General features: G+C 74.4%; 19 protein-coding genes. 9 read left to right on the top strand and 10 right to left on the bottom strand.

Annotated features, from left to right (window positions below; all coding sequences use genetic code 11):
• Positions 1-31: 31 nt before the first annotated feature.
• A complete protein-coding gene (locus tag LG396_RS10105; RefSeq protein WP_225794459.1) occupies positions 32-2,611 on the bottom strand; it encodes a tetratricopeptide repeat protein in 2,580 nt (859 codons plus the stop codon).
• Entirely contained in the window at positions 2,608-3,960 is a 1,353-nt protein-coding gene (locus tag LG396_RS10100) for a trypsin-like peptidase domain-containing protein (RefSeq protein ID WP_225794458.1), read from the bottom strand. Before LG396_RS10100 ends, LG396_RS10105 begins: the two co-directional genes overlap by 4 nt.
• Positions 3,961-4,050: 90 nt before the next feature.
• On the opposite strand from LG396_RS10100, the gene LG396_RS10095 reads away from it, so the two are divergent.
• Positions 4,051-4,350, top strand: coding sequence for a trypco2 family protein (locus LG396_RS10095; RefSeq protein WP_225794457.1), 300 nt, complete (start codon positions 4,051-4,053; stop codon positions 4,348-4,350).
• Between the two features lie 171 nt (positions 4,351-4,521).
• Here LG396_RS10095 and LG396_RS10090 read toward each other — a convergent pair whose 3' ends face one another.
• From LG396_RS10090 to LG396_RS10075, 4 genes are all read right to left on the bottom strand, one after another.
• The gene (locus LG396_RS10090) at positions 4,522-5,529 is read right to left on the bottom strand and encodes an FHA domain-containing protein (RefSeq protein ID WP_225794456.1); all 1,008 of its coding nucleotides are present in this window, start codon (positions 5,527-5,529) and stop codon (positions 4,522-4,524) included.
• Between the two features lie 28 nt (positions 5,530-5,557).
• Positions 5,558-6,913 carry a vWA domain-containing protein gene (locus LG396_RS10085; protein ID WP_225794455.1) on the bottom strand — a complete coding sequence of 452 codons (1,356 nt, stop codon included), beginning with the start codon at positions 6,911-6,913 and terminating at the stop codon, positions 5,558-5,560.
• 121 nt (positions 6,914-7,034) lie between these two features.
• On the bottom strand, positions 7,035-8,414 hold the full coding sequence (locus LG396_RS10080) for a protein phosphatase 2C domain-containing protein (protein ID WP_225794454.1): 1,380 nt from the start codon (positions 8,412-8,414) through the stop codon (positions 7,035-7,037).
• Between the two features lie 11 nt (positions 8,415-8,425).
• A complete protein-coding gene (locus LG396_RS10075) occupies positions 8,426-10,675 on the bottom strand; it encodes a serine/threonine-protein kinase (RefSeq protein WP_443729177.1) in 2,250 nt (749 codons plus the stop codon).
• 7 nt (positions 10,676-10,682) lie between these two features.
• Here LG396_RS10075 and LG396_RS40015 point away from each other — a divergent pair, with 7 nt between their 5' ends.
• Positions 10,683-10,994, top strand: a complete 312-nt coding sequence (locus tag LG396_RS40015) for a hypothetical protein (protein WP_443729175.1) — start codon at positions 10,683-10,685, stop codon at positions 10,992-10,994.
• A 48-nt stretch (positions 10,995-11,042) separates the two neighbouring features.
• Here LG396_RS40015 and LG396_RS10070 read toward each other — a convergent pair whose 3' ends face one another.
• The 4 genes from LG396_RS10070 to LG396_RS10055 all read right to left on the bottom strand — a co-directional run bounded on the left by LG396_RS10070 (position 11,043) and on the right by LG396_RS10055 (position 15,841).
• Positions 11,043-12,344 (bottom strand): hypothetical protein, encoded by a 1,302-nt coding sequence (locus tag LG396_RS10070; RefSeq protein WP_018834223.1) that lies wholly within the window; start codon positions 12,342-12,344, stop codon positions 11,043-11,045.
• An 84-nt stretch (positions 12,345-12,428) separates the two neighbouring features.
• The gene (locus tag LG396_RS10065) at positions 12,429-13,433 is read right to left on the bottom strand and encodes a glutamate ABC transporter substrate-binding protein (RefSeq protein ID WP_504968076.1); all 1,005 of its coding nucleotides are present in this window, start codon (positions 13,431-13,433) and stop codon (positions 12,429-12,431) included.
• Positions 13,434-13,453: 20 nt separating this feature from the next.
• The gene (locus LG396_RS10060; RefSeq protein WP_225794451.1) at positions 13,454-14,959 is read right to left on the bottom strand and encodes a GlnX family signal transduction membrane protein; all 1,506 of its coding nucleotides are present in this window, start codon (positions 14,957-14,959) and stop codon (positions 13,454-13,456) included.
• 345 nt (positions 14,960-15,304) lie between these two features.
• Positions 15,305-15,841, bottom strand: coding sequence for an HNH endonuclease (locus tag LG396_RS10055; RefSeq protein ID WP_018834226.1), 537 nt, complete (start codon positions 15,839-15,841; stop codon positions 15,305-15,307).
• Positions 15,842-16,176: 335 nt separating this feature from the next.
• Here LG396_RS10055 and LG396_RS10050 point away from each other — a divergent pair, with 335 nt between their 5' ends.
• From LG396_RS10050 to LG396_RS10020, 7 genes are all read left to right on the top strand, one after another.
• The gene (locus LG396_RS10050; protein WP_225794450.1) at positions 16,177-17,187 is read left to right on the top strand and encodes a mechanosensitive ion channel family protein; all 1,011 of its coding nucleotides are present in this window, start codon (positions 16,177-16,179) and stop codon (positions 17,185-17,187) included.
• 163 nt (positions 17,188-17,350) lie between these two features.
• Positions 17,351-18,556 carry an ROK family transcriptional regulator gene (locus LG396_RS10045; RefSeq protein ID WP_225794449.1) on the top strand — a complete coding sequence of 402 codons (1,206 nt, stop codon included), beginning with the start codon at positions 17,351-17,353 and terminating at the stop codon, positions 18,554-18,556.
• Positions 18,557-18,712: 156 nt separating this feature from the next.
• Positions 18,713-20,059, top strand: a complete 1,347-nt coding sequence (locus LG396_RS10040) for an ABC transporter substrate-binding protein (protein ID WP_225794448.1) — start codon at positions 18,713-18,715, stop codon at positions 20,057-20,059.
• Entirely contained in the window at positions 20,059-21,006 is a 948-nt protein-coding gene (locus LG396_RS10035; protein ID WP_018834230.1) for a carbohydrate ABC transporter permease, read from the top strand. The genes LG396_RS10040 and LG396_RS10035 overlap by 1 nt, the downstream gene beginning before the upstream one ends.
• Entirely contained in the window at positions 21,006-21,929 is a 924-nt protein-coding gene (locus LG396_RS10030; RefSeq protein ID WP_225794447.1) for a carbohydrate ABC transporter permease, read from the top strand. Before LG396_RS10035 ends, LG396_RS10030 begins: the two co-directional genes overlap by 1 nt.
• Entirely contained in the window at positions 21,926-23,191 is a 1,266-nt protein-coding gene (locus LG396_RS10025; protein ID WP_225794446.1) for a 6-phospho-beta-glucosidase, read from the top strand. Before LG396_RS10030 ends, LG396_RS10025 begins: the two co-directional genes overlap by 4 nt.
• Positions 23,182-24,258, top strand: a complete 1,077-nt coding sequence (locus tag LG396_RS10020) for an N-acetylglucosamine kinase (RefSeq protein ID WP_225794445.1) — start codon at positions 23,182-23,184, stop codon at positions 24,256-24,258. The genes LG396_RS10025 and LG396_RS10020 overlap by 10 nt, the downstream gene beginning before the upstream one ends.
• The last annotated feature ends 1 nt before the right edge of the window (position 24,259 follow it).

Genomic DNA, 24,259 nt, shown 5'->3' with positions numbered 1-24,259 from the left:
GGCCGGGCAGGCGGCCGGGCGGCGCGGGCGGTCAGCTGACGGTGGGCGGGCGGACCGCGTTGTGCAGCTCGACGAGCTTCGCGCGGTCGTCGTCCCGGCAGTGCCGGGAGAGCTTCCGGTAGCAGGCGGCGAGCAGCAGCCGGATCTTCCGCTCGGGGGTGTCGCGGGCGGCGGCCGCCCGGGTCGGCAGGGCGTGGGGCAGGCGGCGTTCGCCGACGCGCGGGCGGTACGGCTCGCCGAAGAGCCGGCCGTACGGGAAGTCCGCGTCCTCCTGTGCCGCTCCGGACCCCGTGACCAGGTCGAGCGCCCACTCCAGGAACTCCGCCTCCAGCAGCAGCCCGTGCTCCTGTGCCAGATGCCGCGGTGCCGCGCTGCCGTCGTCCGCGGCGGCGGCGAGCCGGTCGCGGGCCCTGCCGATCTCGCCGAGCGGCGGCAGCGTCCCGTCGCCGGGGCCCAGCCGCGCGGAGGAGACGCGCAGGGTCGCGATCCACGCGGCGCCGTGGTCGGGGGAGTCCATCGGCATGTTGTCCAGCACGTCCACCGCCTCCTGCCGGCTGCCGCGGGCCAGCGCGAGCCGCGCCAGGCCGAACGCCCCGTTGCCCTGCATCCGGTTGCGGTACCAGACGGTGCGGTAGTGGTCGGTCGCGATGCGGCGCAGCTCCTCCGGGGCGCGCCCGCCGGCCGCCGCGGCGGGGCCGGCGGCGGCCAGCCGCTCGGCGCAGTAGCCGAGCGCCAGCTTCGGCGCGTACTCGCCGGGCAGCCGCCGGTAGACCCTCTCGTAGTGGCCGTACGCCCGGCTCAGCGCCGCCACTTCGGGTGACACCGCGTCGCCCGTCCCGGGTTCACCCTCCGGGGCGACGGCCGCGGCGGCCTGCGCCCGTACCAGGTCGACCAGCCCCTCGTACCAGTCGAGCTGCCAGGCCCGGTGCGGGCTGCCGGCCAGGATCTCCCGTGCCGCGGCCAACTCGGCCGCCGCGGCGGCCAGCTCGCCCTCCGCCGCCGCCTCGGCCGCCGCCGCCCGCGCCTCCGCCGGCCGGGCGTCGGCCTTCCCCTTCCCCTTGGCCTTCGCCTTCCTCCTGGCTCTCGCCAACTCCGCGTCCGCCGCCGCCCGCGCCCGCGCGAGCGCCGGCCACCTGCGCAGATGCAGCCGTACGTTGTGGAAGCAGATCTCCGCGGACGGCTCGCCCGCCGGCTGGTGCAGCTTCTTGCCCGGGTGGGTCGACGACAGCCCGAACAGCCCGCGCTGGCCGTCCTCCGCGTGCGGGTGCGGCACCGGCAGCGCCGCCGCCACGTCGCCCGCCTCCGGCGGCCGGGTGTCCAGCGGCTCCGACACCTGCCGCGCGCTCCGCCGCGGCGCCCGGCGCTCCACCAGCCTGCGCAGCGGCGGCAACTGGCCGAGACCGGCGTCGAGCAGCAGCCGCGTCGGCATGAACAGGGCCGACGGCTCCGGCCGGTCGGGCTTGTTGCGCAGCGCCCGGATCTCCCGCAGCACGCCGCGCAGCTGCTCGCTCATCTCGGCGGCGGAGGCGAACCGGTCGCCCGGCTCCGGCGCCGTGGCGCACTCCACGACGTACCGGAAGGAGGTGATGCCCGTGCCGGGGATGTCGCGGGTGGCGGCGAAGCGGGCCAGCTCCTGGAGCGTGCGGCCGACGGTGTGCAGGTCGTGCGCGACGGTCGGCCCGGTGCGGTCGATCTCGGGGGCGGCGAAGCCCTCGGTGAGCGCGGGCGCGGTGCGCTCGCCGATGCGGCGGACGCCGCCGAGGTCGATGACCTTCAGGCCGTCCCGGTGGTGGACGACGTTGGACGGCTTCATGTCGCAGTACGCCAGCGGCCCGATCGGCTCCGTACGCCGGTGCAGGTGGCCGAGCGCGTCGAGGATCCGGCAGCCGTAGGTGATGACCTCCTCTATGTCGAGCCCGCGCCGGCCGCGCCGCACCTCCGTGACGATCTTCTCCAGGGTGTTGCTGCCGACGTACTCCATGACGATGTAGTTCATCGGCTGCTCGGTGCCGCCCCGCTCCTCGCGCAGGTAGTCGAGGATCCGCACGATGTCGGGGTGGTCGAGCGCGATGAGGTAGCGGCGCTCGCTCTCGGCCAGCTCGGCCAGCCGCTTGTCGTGCCGGTTCAGCAGCTCCTTCACCGCGACCTGGGTGTCTTCGAGGCGGGTGTTCTCGGCGAGGTGGACCCAGCCCTGGCCGCCGTGGGCCAGGCAGCCCAGCACCCGGTACTGGCCGAGCATGTCGCCGTCGCGCAGCCGCGGCACGAACGAGTAGCGGTGCCCGCAGGCCGGGCAGTGGCCCTCGTTGGGCACGGGCGGCTCCACCAGCGGCGGCGCGAGCAGCGCGCCGCACGCCTTGTTGCCGCAGTGCTTGCCGTACGCCAGCGGTGCGCTCTCCGGGATCACGGAGTCGTACGCGTCCTCCGCGGGCAGCTCCGGCAGCACCAGCGGCTGCGCCGGGCCGCCGTCCGGCTCGGGCAGCGGCGGTGCGTCGCGGTGCCGGCCGCAGCCCGTGCAGTAGCCGGCGGGCAGCAGTTCGCCGGCGCAGTCGGCGCCGGAGAACAGCCGGTGCGGGCAGCGGGGCCGTACGCCGGCCGGGTCCGCGTCGCTCATGAGGGGCCCTCCAGACGGGCGATGTCCGCGTGCAGCCGGTCGGCCAGGCCGCGCAGCGCCTCGACCGGGTCGCGGGCGCAGTCGTGCGCGGTCAGCGCGGCGTTGCGGCCGTTGGCCACCCGCGGGCCGGGCCGGCCGCGCTCCAGGGCGATCACCCTGCGGACCAGCCCGCGGGCGTACGTGCGCAGCGCCGGGCACTCCACCCGCCGCTCCGCGGCCCGCAGGACCGGCCCCCCGGGCTCGCGCAGCACGATCAGCGGCCGGACGCCCAGCGCGACGAGTTGCGCCAGCACGTCCAGCGCCGCCGCCGGCTCCGCCGACCGGTCGACGCCGGCCACCGCGGCCCTGACCGGCAGGTCGAGCCGGCGGCCGGAGTCGCGCAGGGCGGGCCGCGGGCCGCTGCCGCGCAGCCAGGCCGTGCAGGCGCTGCCGTACGGCTCGGGCAGCCGCAGCCGCTCGCCCAGCGCGTACGCGAGGTCCGCGGCGGTGCTCCCGGCGGCGTCCAGGGCGATGTCGACGCGGCCGAGGGCGGCGGTGAACGCGAGGTCGTGCGCGGAGCCCTCGGGGGCGGTGACGAGCAGCACCGGCGGGCCGGCGCCCGCGGCCCAGCCGGCCAGCCGCGCGGCGAGCCCGGCGTCCACCGTCGTGCCGGGGCGGGCCGGTACGACGGCTGACAGCGCGGCGTCGCGCGGTGCGGGTCCGCCGATGAGCCGGTCGACCTCAGGCAGCAGCTCCGCGATCCGGTCCAGCGGGATCATGTGCCCGTGCCGCTTCTCGAACCGCGGCACCTGCCCGTCGTCGTAGAACCGGCTGACGACCATGCCGAGGACCTCCGGCGGCGGCTCCGGCGAGACCTGGTCCAGCTGGGCGCTCGCGACCCCCGCGCCGCTGAAGCCCGCTTCGAGGACCATCGCCGGGTTCTCCGGGGTGAGCTGCCACCAGGCGCCGTACGGGCCGTCGACCTCGGCCCGTACCCATAACCCCTCGTCGCCCCTGGCGGGGAAGCCGCCGATGCGCACCTTCGCGCCCGTGTAGTGGAGGTTGCGGCGCAGCGGTGCCGGCCGCACCCCCGCGCGGGGCGGGTCGAGGGACAGCAGCGCGACGTCGCCGTCGGCGGGCTCGGTGCCGCACGGCTTGACGCAACCCGGCAGCGGGCGGGCGCGGCTGGGCTCGACGGTGCCCCGGTAGTCGACGTAGTCGACGGTCAGCTCGCCGTCGGTGCGGTCCAGGGCGTGTGCCGAGGTCAGGGCCCGGTCCCGGGCGACGAGGATGCCCGCGCCCAGGATCCTCGCGCCGGCCCGCAGCCGCAGCCGCCAGCCGTTGCCCTCCGCGGCAGCCCGATCCCCCATGCCGGCTGACGATAACGCTCCCGGCGGGTCCCCCTCTACACTCTGGGACGGCTTAATGACGCATAGTCATGGGGTGAAGGGGGTTCGCTGATGGCACGCGAGGCGCAGGACGGCGAGTTGGTCGGGCTGGCGGACGCGATCGCCGAGGTGCGGCGGGAGTTGGCCAGGGCGGAGCGGGAGGGGGAGCGGAGCGACTGGCGGTTCCGGGTGGACAAGGTGAGCCTGGAGTTCGCCGTGGAGCTGCACCGCACGGGGGAGGGACGGCTCTCGCTGCGGCTCGGGGTGGTGGAGGCGGGCGCCGGGGGCTCCGCGACCCGGGTGGGTACGCACCGGGTGCAGCTCGACCTCGTACCGCACGGCGCGGCCAGCGACCGGGCGATCAGCCGCTGAGGGCGCCTCGTCGTCGAGGCGGGGTGGCGCGGGGGCGGCGGTGGCGTACGGGATGGGGTCCGTACGACATCGCTGCGGCGGGCCGGCTCGGAACGTTTCGGCACCGGGTCGGCCGGGTGGTGCGGGGTGGTGCGGTCCTGCGGGTGGTGCGGTCGTACAGGCGGCGGGCGGCTAGCCCCGCTCGATGCGGATCGTCGTCCACGCGCCGACGTGCACCCGGTCGCCCTCCCTGAGCGGCACCGGGACGAAGGGCTGGATCGGGTCGGCCGCGCCGTTGACCGTCGTGCCGTTGGTGCTGTTCTGGTCGACGACCGCCCAGCCGCCCTCCGGCTGCTCCACGAGCACCGCGTGCTTGTGGGAGACGCCCGGGTCCTCCGGCGGTCTGGCGAGATCGATGTCCGGCACCTCACCCGTCGACTGGCGCTTGCGGCCGATCGCGATCTGCGGGCCGATGAGCGGCACCTTCTGCTCCGGCGAGTACGCCGGCAGGTTCAGCCCCTGCGCGTCGGGCCCGCTGCGCGACATCATCGCCGCGAAGTACTCCCGGTCCGGCACCACGACCGCCACCCAGCCCACCGGCTGCGGCGGCGGCCCCTGGCCGGGGAACTGCTGCCCGTGCTGCGGCGGCGGCTGCGCCGTGCTGGGCGGCGTGATCACGAAGTCGCCGCCCATCCGCGGGTCCGGCTGCGCCGGCTGCGCCGGCTGCGCCGGCGGCGCCTGCGGCGGCACCCCGTGCCCCGGGCCAGGCGGCGGGGGCGGCGGCGGTGGCGGTGGTGCCTGCGCCGCGCCCGTGTCCGGGCCGAGCGGCTCGGGGCCGCGGTGGACCTGCGAGGGGCCGGAGGGCTGGTACGTCAGCCCCTGCGGGTGCTGCGGGTGGAAGCCCTGCGAGAAGCCGGAGGCCATCGTCGGCGGCACGTACGGCTGGGCGCTCTGGGTGACGAAGTTGTACCGGCACTCCTCGCAGAACTGGGCCTGTCCCTCGCGGGGCGTGCCGCACGACGGGCAGGGCTCCGCGGCCTGGGTGGGCTCGCCGACGGGGGGACCGGGGTAGCCGTAGCCCCCCGGGCCCGGCGGCGGGACCTGGGCGGCCGGCGGCGGGACGGCGCCGGGCATGCGGATGCCGCACACCTCGCACCAGTCCTCGGCTCCTGACGGGTGACCGTTCGGGCAGGTCGCCATCTCGGTGGATCCCCCTGTCTCACTCTCGTCACTTCTTGACGCGGACGGTCTTCGTCGACCGTGTCTCCAGTGTCATCTCGTCGGCCTCCGCGACCTTGGCCTTCAGACGCACAGTACCGCTCGCCGCGTCGACCACGTCCACCACCTTCGACAGTAGCTTTGCGGTGTCCGCGTTTCCGGAGGCGCTCGCGAGCTGGACCGCGCGCCCCAGTTTGGCCGTGGCGCCGTCCATGTCGCCGGCCTTGCGGTCCTCCAGGCCCTGCTGGATGACCTGGGCCAGTTCGGCCTGCCCCGTGTAGTGCGCGACCTGCGCGTTGATCCGGGTGGAGGCCGCCATGTCGTCCGTCCACACCGCCCGGATGAGGCCCTGGGAGAGGGTCTGCGCGCTGCCGTCGGACCGCGGCAGGATCAGCGAGACGCGGGCCGCGAGCATCTCCTGGCCCACGGAGGCGGGGGGCACCTCGACGCAGACGTGGTAGTCGCGGGACTCGTCGCCCCAGGAGCCGGTGGGGTAGTCGCCGGCGCGCGGGCCGGCCTCCGAGCGGCGCTCGGTCAGCTCCTCGACGGTGGGGGCGACCTGCTTGACGAACTTTATGGTCGAGCCCTGCGGCGTCCACAGCCGCAGCGCCACGTCCGCGACCTCCTTGCCCATCGCGGTCTCCATCATCTGCGTGAAGTCCGCGGCGAGACCGGCCGGGTCGGCGACGATGTCGGCGGTGCCGAGCAGCGCGGAGGCGATACCGGTGACCTCCTTGACCTCCCAGTCCGTGCCGACGCCGCGGGCGTCGCAGGTGAAGCGGCCGGCGCAGGCGTCGAGGGCGGCCCGCAGGTCCTCCGGCGACTCGTGCTCGTTGCGGCCGTCGGTGAGCAGGATGCCGTGCCGGATCGCCACCTCGGCGGAGCCGAGGAGCTTGTCCGCGAGCCGCAGCCAGGTGCCGATGGCCGTGCCGCCCCCGGCGCTCAGCTTGCGCAGCGCCTCCTTGGCCTCGGTACGGGTCGTGGCGTCGGCGACCGCGAGCCGGCCGCCGCCGGGATAGACCTCGCGCGCCACGTGGGTGCCGGCGACGACGGCGAAGGCGACGCCGTCGCGCACCGTCTCGATCGCGGCGGCGGTGGCGTCGCGGGCGTTGCGCATCTTGGTGGGGGGATAGTCCATCGAGCCGGAGCAGTCGACCATGATCACCACGCCCGCGTCCGGGCTCCCGGAGCCGAACTGCGCACCCGCCGGGGTGGCGGCGGGCAGCGGCATGCCGCCCGTCGTGCCGCCGCCCGTCGAGGCGACGGTCACGATCGCGCTCACTTCCCGGCCGCCCTCGGGCAGGTACTCGTTCTGGTAGACCTCGACCGAGAACTCCGGTGCGTTCGACTTCGAGAAGTTGGCCATCTCGTCCCCTCCCACTGATGCTCTTTAGAACTATGTAGACAATTCACCGGGCAAGAGAGGCTGACCACGTTACGCGCGCCGCCCCCCGTGGCGGATCACACCCCCTCGCGTCCCCCCTCCATCACGAAGGGCCTGCCCCGCCCGCCGGGCCGGGGAACGGGAGCACCGCCACTGTTACGTTGTCGTGGCCGCCGCCGTCCAGCGCGTGGCCGACGAGCACCTGGGCCGCGTGCAGCGGCCGGACCGCGGCGTCGGGCGGCACCGCGGCGGCAAGTTCCGCCGCCGCCTCCGCGTAGTTCCACAGGCCGTCGGTGCACACGATCACCACGCCCGGCCCGTCCGGCTTGAACGAGGCGGTGTGCGGGTCGAGTTCGTGCGCGTCCGCGCCCAGCCAGCCGGTGATCGCGTGCGCGCGCTCGTCCGCGTACGCGTCCGCCTCGGACATCAGCCCGGCGGCGACCATCTGCGCCGCCCACGAGTCGTCCTCGGTGAGCCGGGCCGACGGCGCGGCGCGGTCGTCCGGCACCCAGTACGCGCGCGAGTCGCCGATCCAGCCGACGGTCAGGATGCCCGCGGCGATCACCGAACTGACGATCGTGCAGGCCGGCGCGTTCTGGTGGCTCAGCGGCGAGTGCTGCGCGGCCAGTTCGTTGACCGCGCCGGCGGCGGCGAGCAGCGCCTCGTGCATCGCCTGCTGCGGGTGCAGCCCGCGGCCCAGCGTGGCCTGCAACGACGCCCCCGCGGCAGCGCTGGCGGCGGCGGACGCCTCGTCCGGGCGGCTGGCGGAGGACACGCCGTCGCAGACGACGGCGACCGTGGCGGGCGCGCCGTTGGGCAGGGTCGCGTCGGCGATGGCGAAGAAGTCCTCGTTGCGGTGGTGGCGCAGGCCCCGGTCGCTGACCGCGGCGACGCCCTCCACCTCGTGCTCCATGTGGTCGCGTTCGCGCGGCTGAGCGTGCCCGCAGCGCTCGCAGTAGCCGTCGGTGTCGATCGCGCCCGTACGGCACGCGATGCAGCGGCGCCCGGTCGGCACCGGACCGGCCGCCGGCGGCCCGGCGGCCGCGGGCGCGTCCGGCGCGGCGGTGCCGAGCGCCGCGCGCGGGTCGGCGCCCTGCGGCGCGACCGGCTCGGCGATGCGGTAGTGCTCCGGGTCCTCGTCTGGCGCGTCGAGCAGGAACTCGCCGGAGTCCCCGCCGGCCTCCGGCCCGGCCCCGGGCCCGGCGATGCGGTAACTGCCGGTGCGCTGGCCCTCCGACGGCAGGCTGTCCGGTGCGGCGGCCCGGCCGGCCGCCGGGGCGGCGGCGGGCGCGGCGCCGTTGGGGCCGGCCGCGGGCTCCGCGGCCGCCGGCGCGGGCGCGGCGGGCGCGGGCGGAGCTGCCGCCGCGGGCGCGGGCGCGGCGAGATCCGCCCCGCACGCCCCGCAGAACAGGTCACCCGCCTCCAGTGGCTCCTCGCAGGAGGGGCACGTGCTCAGTTGGGATACGGGAGGTGTGTTCGCCATGGGCTTTCCTCTCATACCCAGGTCTTCGGCCGGTAGCGGTTGGCCCGTTCGACCATGTCGATCCGCTCGTGGCCGTGCGGTGCGAGACGGGCCAGCACCCGGAAGGAGTTTTCCAGACCGAGCCGCAGCCCGTCCTCGTCCAGCGCGCAGCCCAGCAGCGGCTGCGGCGGACCAGCGGGCGCCTGGCCCGCACCTGCGCCGGTGCGGCCGGTCAGCACCCAGTCCAGCGCACTGCCCAGCACCTCGGTGGACAGCCGGGCCCTGCGGCCCGCGTCCAGGCCCACGTCCTGCAGCCGCTCCACCTGCGTACCGGCCGCCTGCAGATCGGTCAGCAGCGGCTCCTGCGGGGCGCGCTGGCGCAGCCTGGCTCTGATCGCCGCGACGCGCGCGGCGGTGTAGTGGATCGACGCCTCCGGTACGGACTCCAGCGCCCGTACCGCACCGGACCTGTCGGCGGCGGCGAGCCGCACCCGGGCGAGCCCGAACGCGGCGCTGACGTACGCCGGGTCGGTCGTCCACACCAGCCGGTAGTACTCGGTGGCGTTGTCGAGCTGGCCCAGCACCTCCGCGCAGATGCCGAGCGCCAGCTTCGGCGCCGGCTCGCCGGGGAAGGCGTCGTAGATCGCGTCGAAGGACAGCGCGGCGGTCTCGAAGTCCCGGGTGGCCAGGGCCTGCAGACCGCGGTACCAGACGATCCGCCAGTCGTCGGGGTGCTGCTCGCCCAGCTCGGCCAGCGCGGACCCGGTCGCGGCCAGGTCGCCCAGCTCCAGGTGGGCGCGCACCCGGCGCAGCTGCAGCTCGACGGAGTCGGTCGGCGCGTTGGACAGCGCTGCGGTCAGCTCCGCCGGCGCGGACGCCATCAGGCCGGCGAGGAAGCCGGCGTTGGGGTCGCTGGGGTTCACCCGCGGCACCGGCAGCGCCAGCGCCGCCGCGGGGGAGTTCAGCGGCAGCGTGTCCGCGATCTGCGCGGGCAGCGCCACCTGCGTGCCCATCCCCTGCCCGCCGCCCGGCAGCTGCGGCGGTACGCCCTGCGCGGCCGGCAGCGCGGGGGCGCCGTTGCCGGCGGCCCGCTCCGCGCGCTCGCGCTTGCTGACCGCCCGCGCGCCGAGCTGCGAGGTCTCGCCGGTCGCCGGCGGGAACAGCTCGCTGTCCACCACCCGCAGCTCCGCGCCGAAGAGCGTGGACAGCGCCGGCTGCGGCTTGCCCGTCTGGAGCGCCACGACCTCCCGCAGCACCCCTGTGAGCTGCTCGGACATCTCCGCGGCCGAGGCGAACCTGCGGGCCGGGTCGGGGTCGGTGGCGCGGACCAGCAGGCGGTAGAAGGACTCGTACCGGTTGAAGACGTCGATCGAGTCGGGGTCGGGCAGGGTGTCGACGAAGACGTTGGTGTAGCCCTGGAAGTCGAAGGTCAGCACGGCCAGCGTGCGGGCCACCGTGTACAGGTCGGAGGCGATGGACGGGCCGACGTCGGCGACCTCCGGGGCCTGGTAGCCGACGGTGCCGAAGATCGCGGACTCGTCGTCGTCCATGCGGCGCACCGCGCCCATGTCGATCAGCTTGAGCTGGTCGCCCTGCTGGATGGCGTTGTCGACCTTGAAGTCGCAGTACAGCAGGTTGCGGCTGTGCAGGTGGCCGAGCGCCTCCAGCGCCTCGATCCCGTACGCGCACGCCACCTCGACCGGCAGCGGGTCGCGCTTGCCGTCCGGCGTGCGCCGCTCGTTGGCGATCTCCTTCATCGACTTGCCGCCGACGTACTCCATGACGATGTAGCCGTCGAGGCTGCCGGTGCGCTGGTCGAGGTGCTCGACGAAGTTGTAGATGCGCACGATGCCGGCGTGCTCGATCTCCGCGAGGAAGCGGCGCTCGGAGACGGCCGCGGCGATGGCGTCCTCGTCGCCGGTGTTCAGCAGGCCCTTGAGGACCACCCAGCGGTCGGCGACCGCGCGGTCGATCGCCAGGTAGATCCAGCCCAGGCCGCCGTGCGCGAGGCAGCCCGCGACCTGGTACTGCCCGTGGACGATGTCGCCCTCCTGGAGCTTGGGCACGAAGGAGTACGGCTGCCCGCACTTGGTGCAGAAGCCCTCCGTACGCCCCGCCCGCCCGCCCCGCGAACGGCCCACCGGCGCCCCGCACTCGCTGCGGCTGCAGTACCGCTTGCGCTCGGGCACCTCGGGGTTGGCCAGCACCGCGGTGCGCGGGTCGGGCCGCGGCACCTCCGGCACCGTGACCAGGCCCGCGCCCAGCTTGCCGCGGGAGGCCACCGCGGAGGTGCGGGAACTCTTCACCGACACCGAGCGGCCCGTCGACGCCCCGGTCAGCGCGCGCGACAGCCGCCCGGAGACCGACCGGCGCGACGCCCGCGAACTGCTCCGCGACGTGCTGCTCGACCGGCTCGACGCGCTGGAGCTGCTCGACGAGCTGCTCCTGCTGCCCCGGCTGCCGCGGCGGTGCCCGGTCACCCCGGTGGGCGCCGAGCCGACCACGCCGTCCGGCGAGACGACGGGGGCGAGCCCGCAGGTGTCGCAGTACAGCTCGCCGCCGCCGACGTCCTCGTACGTGCCTCCGCAGCCCGGCCGCTGACATGCCTGCGCGTTGCTCATGACTCCCCCAACTCCGTTCCGTCCAGCCTCACGCCATGCCCCCGGGGCGGTCCACCGGGCCCGCGAGCACCTCCGCCGTGGCCCGCTGGTAGCGCAGCACCGCCTGCTCCGCCGCGATCAGGTCGCAGGGCGCCGACCACAGCAGCCGGCGCGCCGCGTCGTACCGCTCCACCAGGATGCGGTCCTCGGCGAAGCCGTGCCGGGCCACCTTCGCCTTGTACGCGTCCAGCCGCCCGCGCAGCTCCGCGCGCACGGCCAGCGGCGCGGTCACCGCGGTCAGCGACTCCCGCGCCCGTAGCAACTCCTCCTCGGCCCGCTGCTCCAGGCTCTCCAGCAGCGGCGAGAGCCGGTGCCACTGGGCGCGCCTGCGGAACTCGACCGCGTTGGCCAACTGCTCGTTCAACGCGGTCGGCGGGCCGCTGACCGCCGGCACCTCGGACGCCGCTATCTTCGCCAGCACCTCGCCGCGGGCCCGCCGGGCCTCGCCCAGCGTACGGTCCGCGCGCGACAGCACGTCACGCACCCTGATCAGCCGTTCCTCCGCGTCCTGCCGGACGTGCAGCACGGCGTCGATCTCCCGGCGCACGTCCTCCAGACCCCGGGCCGCCGCGTCGTAGCGCGCGGTGTCCGGCGTGCCGCCGCCCGGCGCCGCGCCGGGGCTGCGCCCGGCCGGCCTCGACCAGAACGCCAGCGGGTCGCGCACCACTTCGTCCCGCAGCGCGGTCAGCTCCGCGGTGATCCGCTCCAGGTCGTCGCCCGCCGGGTGCTCCCCGGAACGTACGCCGACGGACTGGGCCAGCGAACGGGTGCGCTGCAGCTCGGCGGCGAGCAGGTCGATGCGCGCGGGCAGCGCCGACCACACGGAGTCCGCCGCCGCGACGACGTCGATCACCTCCGCGTACCACCGGTTCATCCGCTCCACCAGCTCGTCCAGCTTCAGCGACTCCGACAGCCGGGCGGGACCCGTCAGCGACGCCGGATAGCCGCCGGCGAGGGTACGGGGCAGGGCGGCGGCGCCCGGCGCGATGGTGACGCCGTGGTCGCGCAGCAGCGCCGTCAGCTCCGCCAGCTCCGCGGCGCCCGGCGAGCGGCGGCGGGCCCGGATCTCACGGGCCGAGCCGAGCGCGCCGGTGTACGCGTCGAAGTGCGCCCACAGCAGTGAGATCGCCTGCTCGGCGGCGGCCCAGCGCTCCTTGGTCGTACCGGACAGCTCGGCGCCCTCCAGCAGCCGGCGCCCCGCGTGGTCCTGGAGCGCGAGCAGCGAGGTCTCGATCGCCTCGTGCTCGGCTCCCAGCCGCGCGAGCGCACGATCGACCTCCTCGCGGTCCATCGAACCCCGTGGCGGGAGCGGCATCTGTTTCCCTCCGTGCTGCCGTACTCTGCCCGTTGCCGTGCTGTTCCTGCGTGTGCCCGCTCAGTTCTTGTACGTGGGGGCCGGCGCCTGGTCGATCCCCGGCATGGCGTCGGCCAGCCACTCCTTGTAGGAATCCTCCCAGCGTCCGTCCTTGCGGTAGTCCTCCAGCATGCTGTTGACGCGGCGCACCAGGTCCTCGTCGCCCTTGTTCATCGCCACGCCGTACGGCTCGGGCCGGTCCAGCGTGCCGAAGAGCTTCATCGACGGGTCCTGCGCGGCCTGGCCGGCCGCGAGCGCGTTGTCGGTGACGACCGCGTCCGCCTCGCCGAGCTGCACCCGCACCAGGCAGTCGAGCTGGTTCGGCACGAGCATGACCTCGGCGCCGTACGACTCCTCCTCCAGGGCGCCCTGGCCCGTGGAGCCGTCGGCGGTGCAGACGCGCTTGCCGTCCAGGCTCTCGTCGAAGCCGGTGATGTCCGAGTCGGCGGGCGCCAGCACCGCCTGGTCGCCGGTGAAGTACTCGGTGGAGAACGCCACGTCCTGGATGCGCTCGCAGTTGATGGTCATCGTGCGGACCACCACGTCCACGTCCTTGTCCTGCAGCGCCGGGATGCGCTGGCTGGTGGGGATGGAGCGGAAGACGACCTTCGTCTCGTCGCCGAGGATCTCCTCGGCGATGGCCCGCGCCAGGTCGATGTCGAAGCCCTCCAGGTCCCCGGTGAGCGGATTGCGGTAGCCCCACTGGTAGCTGTTCTGGTCGATACCCGCGATCAGGTACTTGCGCTTCTGGATCCGCGCGACGCCGTCCCCGGAGGCACCCGCGTCCGGCCGCAGGCTCGCCTCCGGCGTCTCGCACTCCTCCTGGCTCGGCTTCGCCGCCGCGGCCGGCTGCGCCGCGACGGCGCCGCCGCCGGCGGCGCGGTCGTCCGCCGTGCCGTCCTGCCGGTCGTCGCCCGCGAGCCCGGGCAGCAGCGCGGCGGTCAGCGCGACGGCGGCCGCCGTCCCGGCCACGCCGCCCCAGCCGCGCACGTTCCGCCTCGTCCTCGGTGCCTTCGCCGTCCGCATCGCTGCGTCCCCCTTCGCCGTCATCGGTACTCCGAGAGCCTGCGGCCGATGCCGAACACCGCGCCTGCCGCGCCGAGCACGGCGAGCACCGCGGCGCCGATCCACAGCCCGGAGAGCGCGCCGCGGCCGTCCTCGGCCGCCGACTTGAACTCCCCGCGCTCGTGCTCCAGGGCCTCTTTGAGACTGTCGTCGACCTGGTCGAAGAACTCGCTGGTCGACTTCTCCCCCTCGCCGCCGATGACCATGTCCTTCGCGGCCTCGTACTCGCCCGCGACGTTCTTCGCCTGCGCGTCGCCGTGCAGCTCGCGCCACTCGCGTACGTTGTCGACGGCCTCGGCGATGGGCTTGCGGCCGTCGTCGTCGTCGGCCAGCTCCAGGGCGCGGCCGAGCATGCTGTCCGCCGGCGCCTCCTCGGCGTCCGGCTTCTTGCCGGCCAGCTCCTTCATGCCCTTGAGGTAGCTGTCCTCGTACTTGTCGAGGCCCTCCTCGGTGGTGACGGAGCCGCGGTTGACGTAGGTGAGGTTCTCGTCGGCGCGGGCCCTGAGGGTGTTGATCCGCGCCTCGTTGAGCGCGTGCAGCGACTGGGCGCCGTGCTCGTCGGAGTCGCTGAGGCCGGAGCGCGCGAAGGTGTGCCCGACGGCCAGCCACAGCAGCACGATCACGGCCGCCGCGGAGGCCGCCAGCATGCCGTGGTTGAACACCCGGTTCGTACGGCGGTAGTGGCGGCGCTGCGCCCAGAACAGGACCCCGAGCGCGAGCAGCCCGCTGGCCAGCGCGGCCCACGGCCACGACTTGGCGTCGGAGTAGTCCTCGTCCAGCTGCCGGGTCTCGGACAGGTAGAGCTGCTCGGCGGCGGGCAGCAGCGTCTCGCGCATCTGCTCGTCCGCGTAGCGCAGGTACGCACCGCCGAGCGGCAGGCCCTGGCGGTTGTTGGCGCGGGCGGTCTCGACCAGCGAGGTGTAGACCGGCAGCGCCTGGTTCAGCCGCTCGATCTGCTTCTGCGACTCCGCGGCGCCCTGCGAGTTGGCCGCGGCCTTCACCAGCAGCTTCGACGCCTGCTCGATGTCGGCGTCGTAGCGCTCGCGCACCTGGGGCGGCTCCTGCCCGCCCTCCAGGAAGCCGGTGGCCGCCGTGGTGTTGGCGCGGGCCAGCGAGCCGTAGATGTCGGCGGCGTCGGCGCTCAGCGGCTGGCTGCGGTTGATGACGTCGTCGGCCGCCGCCGACCGGTCGGACACCTGCCATGCGGTGAGCGCCCCGAAGAGCACGACCAGTACCGCCAGTACGGCCCCGATGATCCGCAGCCGGCCCGGTTCGGTGGTCGCGGCGGCGCGCAGCCGCTCGACGCCCTCGGCGAACGCGGAGCGCCGCCCCGGTGGCGCGGCGGGCGGCGGCGGTGCGCCCGCGCCGCCCGCGGGGGAGCCCGCCTGCGGTACGAGTGGGCCGTCCGGTCCGGCCTGCGCGGGAAACGCAGGCGCGGTCTGATGCTCCGGCGGCGCGGCGCTGCCGGCCGGCGGCGGGTACGTCACGTGACCTCCCCCTGGGTCGCTGGCTGTTCGCCCGGTTGCGTGGGCGGGTCCAGTCCACCCCGGGCACGTCGGCAAGTATGGCGGCCCGTACAGGCCGTCACACCGCGATTCCCGGGATCTTGTTCGGATCGGTACCGTAGCGCGCGGCCAGAGCGGGCGTCAGGCTCCCATCCTGCCCTTCACCACGCGCAGAGCATCCGTTCGGTTCCTGTTCCGACCGGCTCGCGCGCCCCGGGGGGAGGGCCGGGGCGGGGGGAGGGCGGCGGGTGTGACGGCGGGCGTGAGAGTGGGCATGACAGCGGCTGCGGCCGCCGGCACGGCTCCGGGCATAACAAAGGCCCGGTTCTAGGCAGAGATGCCGTCGATCCGGGCCAGGGCCTCGTCCGCGCCGTATGGCTGCAAGTAGGGCAACCAGCGCGGGTCCCTATGCCCTGTCCCGATGATCCGCCAGGCCAGTCCGGACGGCGGCGCGGGCTGGTGGCGCAACCGCCAGCCCAACTCGTGGATGGGCCGGTCGGCCTTCACGTGGTTGCAGCGGCGGCAGGCCGCCACGACGTTGTCCCAGCGGTGCTGGCCGCCGCGGCTGCGCGGGATCACGTGGTCGACGCTCGTGGCCACCGCGCCGCAGTACGCGCAGCGCCCCCCGTCGCGGGCGAAGAGCGCCCGGCGCGTGAGCGGAACGGGCCCCCTGACGGGGACCCGTACGAACCTCTGCAGCCGCACGACGCTTGGCGCCGCTATCACCCGCGTGGCGCTGTGGAGGAAGGCACCGGATTCCTCCAGGCTCACCGCCTTGCCGTTCAGCACCAGCACGAGGGCACGGCGCAGTGGCACGACGCCGAGCGGCTCGTATGAAGCATTCAGGACGAGGACGTGCGGCACGGTGCCTCCTTGTACGCCGGCGGCGCGTGGCTTGCGCCGGGACGATCTGGTCAACAGTGTGTCCTGCACTCCCGCCTCCGCGCCACCACGATCAGGTAAACGGGCCAACCGCCCGGCAAGGTTCCACGGCCGTCCCCGTGATGTTGATCCCCCTTTCCGCGCCGCCCTACGCCTGCCCGCGCGGGGCGGTGACCGGACCGCAACACGGACCGCGAAGGGGCCGCCCCGGGACGCCCGCCGGGTGACCGCCGCTGCGGTAAAGCGACGGCAAAGAGGCAGGCGGGAGCGGCGGGTATGGTGAGTCCGGCCCACCACTGAACGGAAGGTTCCACGCCGTGTTCGCCACCGCCCGCCCGGCTGCCGAGAGCCCCTCCCCGACGCCCCTCGAGGACTCCCGCAGGAGCGCGGAGGAGACCGCCGGGTGGATCCAGGAGAACTGGGCGTCCTGGCTGGGCGTGGGCCTGCGGATCCTGCTCGTCGTGGTGATCGCGTACGTGCTGCGCCGCGTCGTCCAGCGCATGATCACCAAGCTGATAGCGCGGATGACGCGCACCGCCGACGCCGTGGACGGCACCGCCCTCGGCGGGCTCCTCGTCAACCACGAGAGACGCAGACAGCGGTCCGAAGCCCTCGGATCCATCCTGCGCAGCAGCGCCTCCTTCGTGATTCTCGGCACAGCCGCACTGACCGTCCTGTCCGCGCTCGAGATCGACCTGGCGCCGCTGCTGGCCAGCGCCGGCGTCGCGGGCGTCGCGCTCGGCTTCGGCGCCCGCAACCTGGTGATGGACTTCCTCTCCGGCGTCTTCATGCTCATCGAGGACCAGTACGGGGTCGGGGACACCATCGACGTCGGCGAGGTCACCGGCGAGGTGATCGAGGTCGGGCTGCGGGTGACCAAGCTGCGCGGCGACAACGGGGCGATCTGGTACATGCGCAACGGCGAGGTCAAGCGGATCGGCAACCTCAGCCAGGGCTGGGCCACGGCCGTCGTCGACGTGCCCGTGGCGGCGGGCGAGGATCTGGAGCGGGTGCGCGATGTGATCACCGCCGCCGGGGAGGAGTTCGGGCAGACGGAGCCGTGGAGCGAGCAGCTGTGGGGCGAGGTCGACGTGCTCGGCCTGACGGCCGTCACGCAGGGCACGGCGATCCTCCAGGTCCAGGTCAGGACGATGCCCGGGAAGTCCATCGGGGTCGAGCGCGAGCTGCGCTGGCGGCTCCGGGAGGCGCTGCTCGGGGCCGGCGTCGTCATGTCGGACGTACCGCCGGGCGCCATGGTGCCGCCCCGGTCGGAGCAGGTGGCGGTGCCGCAGCAGGCGGCGCCCTCGGGCGGTGGCGGCGGGGAGTAGCCCCGGCCCCCGGGCGGGGAGTGGCCCGGCCCCGGGCCGCCGCGCGCGGCCCCTTCGCGTTTCGTCCCTCCTCTTGACGCGCTTCGCCGGTGGCACTAGTTTCGCCGCACTCCGATAGGAAAGTTTCCTAACCATTCGGGGTGAACGGTGAGAGGTGACGCCCATGGCCGGTGGCCCGGGGACGCTGCGCGCGATGAACGACCGCGCCGCGCTGGAACTGCTGCTCGACCACGGCACGCTCTCGCGCACCCGGCTCGGCAAGCTCACCGGCCTGTCGAAGCCGACCGCCTCGCAGCTGCTGGCCCGGCTGGAGGCGGCCGGCCTGGTGATCGCCACCGGCACCAGCGAGGGCAGCCCCGGACCCAACGCCCAGCTCTACGCCCTCAACCCCGCCGTCGCCCACGTCGTCGGGCTCGACGTCACCGCCGCCCGGATCCGCGCGGCCGTCGCCGACGCCACCGGCCGCACGGTCGGCTCGTACGAACTGGCCACCGCCAAGCGCACCGGCGGCGGCGCCGCGGAGGGCACCGTGCACCGCGTCGTCCGCGCCGTCGACGGCGCCGCCAAGGACGCCGGGCTCACCCGCGCCGAGCTGCACCGGGCCGTCATCGGCACCCCCGGTGCCTTCGACCCCGGCACCGGCCGCCTGCGCTACGCCTCCCACCTGCCCGGCTGGCACTCCCCGACGCTCCTGGAGGAGCTGGCCGCCGCCCTGCCGATGCCCCTCGCGTACGACAACGACGTGAACCTCGCCGCCGTCGCCGAGCAGCGCCGCGGCGCCGCCCGCGGCCACGACGACTTCGTGCTGCTGTGGAACGAGGAGGGCCTCGGCGCCGCCGTCGTCATCGGCGGCCGGCTGCACCGCGGCAGCACCGGCGGCGCCGGCGAGGTCGGCTTCCTGCCGGTGCCCGGCGCCACCCTCGTCCGCCAGGTCACCCGCGCCAACAGCGGCGGCTTCCAGGAGCTGGCCGGCGCCCAGGCCCTCGCCCCGCTCGCCCGCGAACTGGGCCTCACGCCCGGGCGCGGGCACTACGCCGAGGTCGCCGCAGAACTCGTCGCCGGCGCCGCCGCCGAACCCGAAGAACCCCGCCACGCAGAACTCCTCGACCGCTTCGCACAGCGCCTGGCCGTCGGCCTCGCCTCCGTCGTCGCCGTCCTCGACCCGCAGCTCATCGTGCTCTCCGGCGCCGTGCTCGCCGCCGGCGGCGACCGGCTGCGCGCACTCGTCCAGTCCGAGCTGGCCGAACTGGCCGCACCCCGGCCGCGCCTGGTGACCGGCGAGGTCGAGCGGCACCCCGTCCTCACCGGCGCGCTGGAGACCGCGCTCGCCGCCACCCGCGACGAGGTCTTCGACACCACCGCCCGCTGACCCCGCCCGCCCGGCACCCACCCGGCCTGCTCCCGCCCCACCCGCGCTGCCTGCTCCCGCTCCACCCGCGCTGCCTGCTCCCACCCCACCCGCGCCGCCTGCTCCCGCCCCACCCGCCCGAGAAATCCCCTGCACCCGCCAGGAGGTACCACGACCATGCCCGCAACCCGCCCACGCGCCCGCGCCGTCGCCGCGGTCGCCGCCGCGGCCGCGCTGTCGCTCCTCGCCGCCGCCTGCACCGGCGGCAACGACTCCGGCTCCGCGAACGACGACCCCGACGCCGACGTCACGCTCACCTTCTGGCACGGCTGGAGCGCGCCGTCCGAGGTCGAGGCGATCGAGGCGAACATCGACGCCTTCGAGGACGAGTTCCCCAACATCACCGTCAAGACCGTCAAGGGCGTCAACGACGACAAGCTCAACCAGGGCCTGCGCGCCGGCGGCTCCAACGGCCCCGACGTCGTCTCCTCGTTCACCACCGACAACGTCGGCCGCTTCTGCTCCTCCCACGTCCTCGCCGACCTCGCCCCCTTCCTGAAGGAGTCCGGCATCGACCCGGAGGAGACCTTCCCGGGCCCGATGCTCGACTACACCCAGTACGAGGGCAAGCGCTGCGCCCTGCCCCTGCTCGGCGACGCGTACGGCCTCTACTACAACAAGGACGCCTTCGCCGAAGCCGGCATCGACGCCCCGCCGAAGACCCTCTCCGAGCTGGAGGAGGTCGCCGAGAAGCTCACCAAGCCCGACGGCGACGGCTACGAACAGCTCGGCTTCATGCCCAACTTCCAGGGCTACGAGACCACCGTCGAACACTACGGCGGGCAGTTCGGCCTCACCTACTTCGACGACGAGGGCAACTCCAACGCCGCCGCCGACCCGAGGATGGCCGAGCTGTTCGAGTGGCAGAAGGGCATGGTCGACGCCCTCGGCGGCTTCGAGAAGCTGCGCAAGTACCGCAACACCTTCGGCGACGAGTGGGGCCCCAAGCACCCGTTCCACACCGGGCAGGTCGCCATGCAGATGGACGGCGAGTGGCGCGGCAAGATGGCCGCCGACGCCGGCGTCGGCTTCGAGATAGGCGCGGCGCCCTTCCCCGTCCCCGACGACCAGGCGGACTCGTACGGCAAGGGCTACCTCTCCGGCACCATCACCGGCATCGCCACCACCAGCGAGAAGAAGAACGCCGCCTGGGAGCTGGTGAAGTACCTGACCACCGACACCGACGCCGTCGTGGACTTCGCCAACGCCATCCACAACGTGCCCTCCACACTGGCCGCGCTGAAGTCCCCGAAGCTCAACGACGACCCGGTCTACCGCACGTTCGTCGACATCGCCCAGCACCCGGAGTCCAGCCACGCCCCGCCCTCCAAGAACGGCGGCGCCTTCCTGCTCACCCTCCAGGACTACGGGCTGAAGTACGAAAAGGGCGAGGAGGACGATCTGCCGTCCCTGCTGGAGCAGGCCGACGAGCAGATCGACAAGGACAACGCGCAGGCCGGCTGATGGCCGCCGCCGTCCACACCCTGGGTGCGCGGCGCCGCCGCGCGACGCTGCGCACCCTCGGGTTCCTCTCGCCCTGGCTCGTCGGCTTCGGCGTCTTCTTCGCCTACCCGCTCGGGGCCACCGTCTACTTCTCCTTCATGAAGTACGACGGGTTCACCGACCCCGTCTGGGTGGGGCTGAAGAACTGGCGCTACGTCCTCTTCGACTACCCCTTCTTCTGGCCCGCCCTGGCCAACACCCTGTGGCTGGTGGCCGTGATGGTCACCCTGCGCACGGTCTTCGGGCTCGGCATCGGCCTGCTCATCACCAAGGTCAAGACCGGCGCCGGCCTCTTCCGCACCCTGTTCTACCTGCCGTACCTGGCGCCGCCGGTCGCCGCCACCATGTCGTTCGTCTTCCTGATGAACCCCGGCACCGGACCGGTCAACACCATCCTCGGCCGCCTCGGCCTGGGCGAGCCCGGCTGGTTCAACGACGCCCAGTGGTCCAAACCGGCGCTCACGGTCCTCGCGCTGTGGTGCGTCGGCGACCTCATGGTCATCTTCATGGCCTCGCTGCTGGACGTGCCCAAGGAGCAGTACGAGGCCGCCGAGCTGGACGGCGCGGGCGCATGGTCCCGGTTCCGGTACGTCACGCTGCCGAACATCCGGCCCGTCGTGCTCTTCGCCGTCGTCACCGGCGTGATCGCCACGATGCAGTACTACACCGAGCCCATCGTGGCCGCGAAGGTCGCCAGCGGCGTCATCGGCGGCTCGGGGCAGCACTTCGAGCCCGGCTACCCGGAGAAGTCGACCCTCACCGTCCCGCAGAGCGTCTACCACCTGGGCTTCCAGCGGTTCGACACCGGTGCCGCGTGCGTCGTCGCCCTGGTGCTCTTCGTCCTCGCGATGGCCTTCACGTACACGCTCATGCGCCGCGGCAGCGGCTTCCTGAAGGAGGACGACTGATGGCGGCGGCACATCCGGTCGAGCGGAAGCGGCCGGCGGCGTGGCCCGCGGCCCGGAACCGGCGCCCGCGCGGCCCGTCGGCCGGCGCGCAGGCGCGCCGCAGGCAGGTGCTGAACTGGGTCGCGGTGCACGCCCTGGCGATCGCCGCCGCGCTCTTCTTCGTGCTGCCGTTCCTCTTCGTCCTCCTGACCGCCGTGATGAGCGACGACCAGGCGCTGACGCGGGCGCTGTGGCCGCGTACCTGGGAGTGGGGCAACTTCGGCACCGTGTGGGAGACCCCGGGCTTCCTCACCTGGTGGCGCAACACGCTCCTCTACGCGGGCCTGGGCACCGTGCTCGCCGTCGGCTCCAGCCTCCCGGTGGCGTACGCGCTGGCCAAGTTCCGCTTCCGCGGCCGGAACCTGGCGATGATGATGGTCATCGCCGCGATGATGCTGCCCCCGCAGGTCGTCATCGTGCCCATGTACCTGTTCTGGTCCCGGCAGATGGACATGACCGGCACCCTGTGGCCGCTGATCATCCCGTTCGCCTTCGCCAACCCCTTCAGCGTCTTCCTGCTGCGGCAGTTCCTGCTGACCATCCCGCGCGAGTACACCGAGGCCGCGCGCATCGACGGCTGCGGCGAACTGCGCACGCTGCTGCGCATCGTGGTGCCCATGGCCAAGCCCGCCATCGCCGCCGTCGCCCTGTTCCACTTCTTCTACTGCTGGAACGACTACTTCGGGCCGCAGATCTACGCCTCGGAGAACCCGGGCTGGTGGACGCTGAGCTACGGCCTGGAGTCGTTCAAGGGGGCCCACCAGACCGACTGGAACCTCACCATGGCGGCCACGGTCCTGGTCATGGCCCCGGTGATCGTGGTGTTCTTCTTCGCCCAGAAAGCCTTCATCGAGGGCGTCACGCTGACAGGAGTCAAAGGGTGAAACTCGCAGTGGTAGGCGGCGGCTCGACCTACACGCCCGAGCTGGTCGACGGGTTCGCGCGGCTGCGCGAGACGCTGCCCGTCGACGAGCTGGTGCTCATCGACCCCGCCGCCGAGCGGCTGGACCTGATCGGCGCCCTGGCGCGGCGCATGTTCACCCGGCAGGGCCACGACGGGCGGGTCGTCACCACCGCCCGTCTCGAAGAAGGCGTCGAGGGCGCCGACGCCGTCCTCGTCCAACTGCGCGTCGGCGGGCAGGCGGCGCGGCAGCAGGACGAGACGTGGCCGCTGGACTGCGGCTGCGTCGGGCAGGAGACGACCGGCGCGGGCGGACTCGCCAAGGCGCTGCGCACCGTGCCCGTGGTACTCGACATCGCCGAACGGGTCCGCCAGGCCGCCCCGGACGCCTGGATCATCGACTTCACCAACCCCGTCGGCATCGTCACCCGCGCGCTGCTGAAGGCCGGGCACCGCGCGGTCGGCCTGTGCAACGTGGCCATCCACCTGCAACGCAAGTTCGCGGCCCTGCTGGACGCCGCTCCCGAGGACCTCCACCTGGAGCACGTCGGCCTCAACCACCTCACCTGGGAGCTGGCCGTACGCCTCGGCGGCCCCGGCGGCGTCGACGTGATGCCCAAGCTGATCGGCGAGCACGGCACCCGGATCGCCGCGGACCTGCACCTGCCGCCGGACCTGCTGACCCGGCTCGGCGTCGTGCCCTCGTACTATCTGCGCTACTTCTACGCCCACGACCAGGTCGTACGCGAACAGCGCGAGGGCCCCACGCGGGGCGCGCAGGTCGCCGGCATGGAGGCCGAGCTGCTGCGCATGTACGCCGACCCGGCGCTCGACACCAAGCCGGAGCTGCTGTCCAAGCGCGGCGGCGCGTACTACTCCGAGGCCGCCGTCGCGCTCGCCGCGTCCCTGCTGGGCGGAGCGGCCGGCGCCGTCCAGGTCGTCAACACCGCCAACCGCGGCACGCTGCCGTTCCTCCCCGACGACGCGGTCGTCGAGGTGCAGGCCGAGGTCACCGCCGAGGGCGCCCGGCCGCTCGCCGTCCCGGAGCTGGACCCGCTCTTCGCCGGCCTCGTCGCGCACACCACGGCGTACGAGCGGCTGGCCCTGGAGGCGGCGCTGCACGGCGGGCGCGAGCGCGTCTTCCGCGCGCTGCTGGCACACCCGCTGGTCGGGCAGTACGACCGCGCCGGGAGGCTGACGGACGCGCTGATCGCGCACAACCGGGACCACCTGCCGTGGGCCTGAGCCCGGGGCGGACAGCCGCCGTACTGGCGATCGACGCCGGGAACAGCAAGACGGACGCGGCGCTGGTCGCGGCGGACGGCACGGTGCTGGGGGAGGGGCGCAGCGGGGGCTTCCGGCCGCCGACGGCCGGGGTGGCGGCGGCGGTCGACGTGCTGGCGGAAGCGGTGGCCGCGGCGGCACGGAGCGCCTCCGGCGAACCGGACGGACCGGACGGACCGGACGGACCGGACGGACCGGACGGCCCACGTGCCTTCGGTGCCGGACCCGGCTCCGGCACCGGGCTCGTCGCCGAGCACGTGTCCGCGTGCCTGGCCAACGTGGACCTGCCCGTCGAGGAGCGCACCATCGGCGCGGCGCTCCAGGCGCGCGGGTGGGGCCGCACGGTCGCCGTCCACAACGACACGTTCGCCCTGCTGCGCGCCGGCCTCCCGCCGGGCGCCGAGCCGCGCGGCGTCGCCGTCGTCTGCGGCGCCGGCATCAACTGCGCCGGGCTGCTCCCCGACGGCCGCACCCACCGGTTCCTCGCTCTCGGCAAGCTGTCCGGCGACTGGGGCGGCGGCGCGGGCCTCGCGGCGGAGGCGGTCTGGTACGCGGCGCGGGCGGAGGACGGCCGCGGCGAGGCGACCGCCCTGGCGGCGGCGGTGCCGGAGCACTTCGGCCTCGGCACGATGTCCGAGCTGATCGAGGGCGTCCACCTGGGCACCGTCCCGGTGGCGCGCACCCAGCGGCTGGCGCCGCTGCTCTTCGCGGTGGCGGCCGGCGGCGACGCGGTGGCGCGGGCCATCGTGGACCGGCAGGCGGACGAGGTGGTGGCCCTGGCGACGGTGGCGCTGGAGCGGCTGGAGCTGCTGGACGAGGAGGTGCCGGTGGTGCTCGGCGGCAGCGTCCTGGCCGCGGGCCACGCGCAGTTGGACGACCGGGTGCGTACGCTGCTCACGGCCCGGGCGCCGAAGGCGGTGCCCCGGGTGGTCACGGCCCCGCCGGTGCTGGGCGCGGCACTCCTGGGCCTGGACCGCGCGGCCGCCCCGGAGGAAGCCAGGTCCCGCACCCGCGCCCACTACGGCTGAG

This window comes from Streptomyces aculeolatus (assembly GCF_020400605.1).
GTDB lineage: Bacteria > Actinomycetota > Actinomycetes > Streptomycetales > Streptomycetaceae > Streptomyces > Streptomyces aculeolatus.
The sequence above is the reverse complement of the archived record's forward strand: the minus strand, read 5'-3'. Positions and strand labels throughout refer to the sequence as shown.